The following is a 5070-nucleotide window of genomic DNA, read 5'->3' on the forward strand; positions in this document are numbered from 1 at the left end:
GCTTCAGGAGTTCCGGCAGCATCGGCGCGTCGCCGACATTGCTCGAGGTGACCTCGACGGCCCGGATCTCCAATGTTTGCTCGTCGATCCCGAGGTGGATCTTGCGCCAGACACGGCGCTTCGAGGCGCCGTGCTTTCGGCTGTGCCGTGCTGCGCGCTTTTGCGGCCCCGCCGGGGCCACGGTCGCTCCGCACCCTTCGCCCTCGACCTTGATGCCGGTGCCGTCCGCTGCCCGGCAGGGCATTGCGCAGCAATGCCCGAGAGGGGACGAGCAGGTGCAAAGCACCTTTCGAACCGCGATACGGGATGGTCACGTCCAGGGTCTTCTGGCGTCGGGACAGGGTGCTGAAATCCGGCACCGACCAGTCCAGCCCGGAGAGCTCCAGCAAGCTCGCCACGAAACCGGTGGCCTGGCGGAGGGGCAGCCCGAGAAGGACCTTGAAGGTCAGGCAAGCCTGGATTGCGGCGTCGCTAAATGCCTGCTGGCGGCCGCGCCGCCCGGAAGGCACCGCGTCCCATTGCATGGAGGGATCGAACCAGACGGTCAGCGATCCACGCTGCTTCAGCGCCTGGTTGTAGCTACGCCAGTTGGTGGTGTTGTAGGTCGTCTTCGGAGGTCTGCTCATGGCCGCCAGCTATCATGCTGGATTCGCGACGTGAATCCCAAGCCGCATTTGCGCAACAAAGCCTCGCACGTCTCTTAGTGTTTGCGACCGGGAGTATAACGAACTGACATTTGCTGCGATCATACGGACGAGCCACTTCGGCTACGATTGAACCATCGCCCCATTAAACTCGAACGGCGCTTTCGCGATTCAAGGGGGATGCCGGGATTAACTTTGGGTGGCCGATATGTGCGCGAAGGGTGAACTCGATGGCGAGAGAATGCTGCGGAGGAGGCCGAACGGCGGTTCCCCGGTGTGCTGCAAGGCGGCATCGTGAGGTCGTGAACGACCGGTCTGTAGAGAAGACATCGGCACCGGGCGCGCAATCCCATGGTTTTCGACCGCCCGCTTTCTACGCTCTTCACCAGTGGGGGCGGCCAAGATGGCCGCATAGTGAATATCGGCCCAGTCCGGCATCCGGGGGCAAGCTCATGGACTTGGTGGGCGCGTCCAGGTCGTCGCCAACCAAGCTCTGCCCGCCGTGACCGACCGCTTTCGCAGATCCAGCGCTTGGGCACCGCCGTGCCGCCGCAAGTCCGCTTCCACTGGCCGGTCGCAGCTGGCCCGTCTAGCACGGCACCGTCGCGAGCGGCCGGAAAGGGCTGCCATGGGTCGTACGCTCGCCAGGGACGACCGGCAGCTATCGCCGACTCGTCCCCGATGATTCGCCTCGGTGCACCATCTGCCCTGCCGCGCCGCCGAAAGGCCCGCGAGGCCGGCTTTCCGGCCTGACGCCCGGCACGGACTCTCCCGGAGCCCTTTCGGGATTGCCTCCGGAAGACGCCGCGCGGACCCGCACATTGGGCAACTTCGCGCGGCCCTGCCATCATTGTTCCAACTCCTTTTGAACCGGCGCACTCCGGCGGACGACTGATGTGCAACCCGGCAATGGCGCCGGGCGCAGCACCGGGGAACAATCAGATGGCACTTGAGAACGCAGAAACCGTGAACCTGCCGGGCACCGCGATCCCGCTCGGCCCGGACGCGCAGATCGGCGGCGACGGAGACGACACCCTGGCCGGCCAGGGCGGCAGCGACACCCTCGCGGGAGCCGGGGGCAACGACGCGCTGTCCGGAAATGGCGGCGACGACGTCCTTCTGGGCGGCGCGGGGGACGACAGCCTGCTTGGCGGAAATGGCGCGGATCTGCTCTCGGGCGGCGCCGGCGCAGACGAGATCGACGGCGGCGACGGCATCGACACCCTGGACTACTCGGACTCCTTCGAAGGCGTACGCGTCCAGCTTGAGCGCGGCAGCACCGCAGGCTCGGGCAGCGGCGGCGATGCGGAAGGCGACGTGATCCGGCGCATCGAGAACGTCACCGGCTCGGCCTTCAGCGACGACATCACCGGCAATGACGGGGCGAATGTCATCCGCGGCGGCGGCGGCGCCGACCGGATCAACGGCCTGGGCGGCAGGGACCAGATCTTCGGCGAAGGCGGCGACGACCAGATTTCCTTTGCCCATGGCAGCGGCCGGGTCTTCGACGGCGGCGAAGGCAACGACCGCCTGCGCCTCGTCGGCACCAGTGGCGACGACCTGCGCGACGACACCGTCGTGTCGATCGAGAACATCGAGGTCCAGCTCGACCCGGGCCGCAACGGCGGCATCCGCTTCGATGCGGATCAGTTCCCCGGCCTGCAGTCGATTTCCTCGCTGCAGCCGGGCAACTCCGTTTTCGTCGATGTCCGCACAGGCACGGAAACGCTGATCGATTTTTCCGCCGAAAGCGTCTCGATCTTCGGCTTCGGCCACCTAGATGACGAATTCCGCTTTTACGGCGATGGCGATGCCGAGACCTTCAGGGGCACCGAGATCCGCGACGTGATCAAGGCCGGCGGCGGCGACGACACCATCGAAGGCAATGGCGGCAACGACTGGCTCGAAGGCCGGGACGGCAACGACTCCCTCAACGGCGGCGACGGCGACGATACCATGGGCGGCCAGAACGGCGCCGATGTCCTGAAGGGCGGCGCGGGCAATGACCGCATGTTCGGCGACGACGGCCACGACACGCTCGATGGCGGCGACGGTGACGACGAGCTGCGCGGCGGCGACGGCAACGACCTCCTCCTCGGCAGCGCCGGGGCCGACGTGATCGACGGCGGCGGCTGGCTGAACGACACCGTGGACTACTCGGCCTCGTCCGAAGGCGTGGTGGTCTTCCTGAACCGGGGGGACAGCGACGCGGGGTCAGGCAGCGGCGGCGACGCCGAGGGCGACATCATCTTGCGCACCGAAAATGCCGTCGGCACGGCCTTCGACGACGAGTTCTGGGGATCCGACGGTGTCAACACATTCCATGCCGGCGCGGGCAACGACACAATCAACGGCCGCGGCGGCGCGGACAACGTCTTCGGCGAGGACGGGGACGACCTGATCGTCCATGGCTATGGCGGCGGCCGGCTCTTCGACGGCGGCACGGGCAGCGACACCCTCCGTCTTGCCGGAAACACGGGCAATGACCTGCGCGACGAGACCGTGGTGTCGATCGAGAACATCGAGGTCGGGCTCAACGCCGGCAGGAACGGCGGCATCCGCTTCAACGCCGACCAGTTCCCCGTGCTGACATCGATCACCTCCCTGAACGCGGCGAACTCGGTCTTCGTCGACGTCCGGGCGAACACGGAAACCCTGATCGATTTTTCGGCGGAAGCGGTCGAGATCCGGGGCTTCGACAATCCGGGCGACGAGTTCCGCTTCTTCGGCGATGCCGATGCCGAGACCTTCAAGGGCACCGAGATCCGCGACGAGATCTATGCCGGCGCCGGCGACGACACCGTCGAGGGCAATGGCGGCAACGACGTGATCGAGGGCCAGGACGGCAATGACGTTGTCGACGGCGGCGATGGCGATGATACCGTGAGCGGCCAGAACGGCGATGATGCCGTGCAGGGCGGCGCGGGCAGCGACCTCGTGTCCGGCGATGCCGGCAATGACACGCTCGACGGCGGCGACGGCGACGACGTGCTGTCCGGCGGCGACGGCAATGATGTCCTCTCCGACGACGCGGGCGCGAACACCCTCAATGGCGGGCGCGGCGACGACCTGTTCCTGGGCGGCGGCGGCGCGAATGCCATGGCCGGCGGGGCGGGCACCGACACTATCGACTACTCAGGGTCGGGTGCGGGCGTGACCTTCACGCTGAACGACAGCGCCGCAGCCGGCTCCGGCGGCCAGGCCGAGGGAGACACGTTCCGCGACATCGAGGATGCCGTCGGATCGGCCTTCGCGGACGGCATCACCGGCAGCGGCGGCGCGAACGTGATCTTCGCAGGCGATGGCGACGACACCATCGACGGCCAGGGCGGCAACGACGAGCTGTCCGGCGGCGATGGCGCCGATGTCATCATCGGCGGCGACGGCCTGGACCGGATCGATGGCGGAGCCGGGGACGACGTGCTGACCGGCGGGACCGGCTCCGACACCTTCGTCTTCGGCGGCGGCGGCGATGACGTGGTGACCGACATGGAGGGCATCGACCGCATCGACCTGTCGTCCTACGGCGACCTGGACAGCTTCGGCGATCTCGAGATCACGTACCTCGACGGCGGGGCAGCCGAGGTTGCGCTCGGCAACGGCGCGATCACGCTGCAGGGCCTCGATTTCGAGCTTGAGGCGGTGCATTTCCTCTTCGGATGATGCGCATCGCCGAAAGCGCGCGACAGGGAGCTGGCCGGTGTCCGGCCAGCTCCCGCTCTTGTCTGGTCCCGCGCGGCTTTGTTGCGCAAATGCGGCTTGGGATTCACGTTGCGAATCCAGCATGATAGCTGGCGGCCATGAGCAGACCGGCGAAGACGACCTACAAGACCACCAACTGGCAAGCGTATAACCAGGCACTGAGGCAGCGCGGCTCGCTGACCATCTGGTTCGATCCCTCGATGCAATGGGACGCGGTGCCGTCCGGGCGTCGCGGCCGCCAGCAGGCCTATAGCGACGCCGCGATCCAGGCCTGCCTGACCCTCAAGGTCCTGCTCGGACTGCCCCTCCGCCAGGCCACCGGTTTCGTGGCGAGCTTGCTGGAGCTCTCCGGGCTGGACTGGTCGGTGCCGGATTTCAGCACCCTGTCCCGACGCCAGAAGACCCTGGACGTGACCATCCCGTATCGCGGTTCGAAAGGTGCTTTGCACCTGCTCGTCCCCTCTCGGGCATTGCTGCGCAATGCCCTGCCGGGCAGCGGACGGCACCGGCATCAAGGTCGAGGGCGAAGGGTGCGGAGCGACCGTGGCCCCGGCGGGGCCGCAAAAGCGCGCAGCACGGCACAGCCGAAAGCACGGCGCCTCGAAGCGCCGTGTCTGGCGCAAGATCCACCTCGGGATCGACGAGCAAACATTGGAGATCCGGGCCGTCGAGGTCACCTCGAGCAATGTCGGCGACGCGCCGATGCTGCCGGAACTCCTGAAGC

At 67.2% G+C, this 5070-nt stretch carries 1 protein-coding gene and 2 pseudogenes; 2 read left to right on the plus strand and 1 reads right to left on the minus strand.

Annotated elements, in window-relative coordinates; all coding sequences use genetic code 11:
- Positions 1-626 (minus strand): annotated as a pseudogene (locus tag HCC78_RS31400) (IS5 family transposase); the annotation flags it as partial.
- A gap of 960 nt (positions 627-1586) precedes the next feature.
- Between HCC78_RS31400 and HCC78_RS34650 the strand changes: the two are divergent.
- Positions 1587-4307, plus strand: a complete 2721-nt coding sequence (locus HCC78_RS34650) for a calcium-binding protein (protein ID WP_172332650.1) — start codon at positions 1587-1589, stop codon at positions 4305-4307.
- Positions 4308-4444: 137 nt separating this feature from the next.
- A pseudogene (locus tag HCC78_RS31410) lies at positions 4445-5070 on the plus strand (IS5 family transposase); the annotation flags it as partial.

This window comes from Mangrovicoccus sp. HB161399, assembly GCF_013184745.1.
GTDB lineage: Bacteria > Pseudomonadota > Alphaproteobacteria > Rhodobacterales > Rhodobacteraceae > Mangrovicoccus.

Excerpts from the sequence above, each read along its gene's own strand:
- HCC78_RS34650 (WP_172332650.1), top strand. The coding sequence starts at position 1,587 with ATGGCACTTGAGAACGCAGAAACCGTGAACCTGCCGGGCACCGCGATC.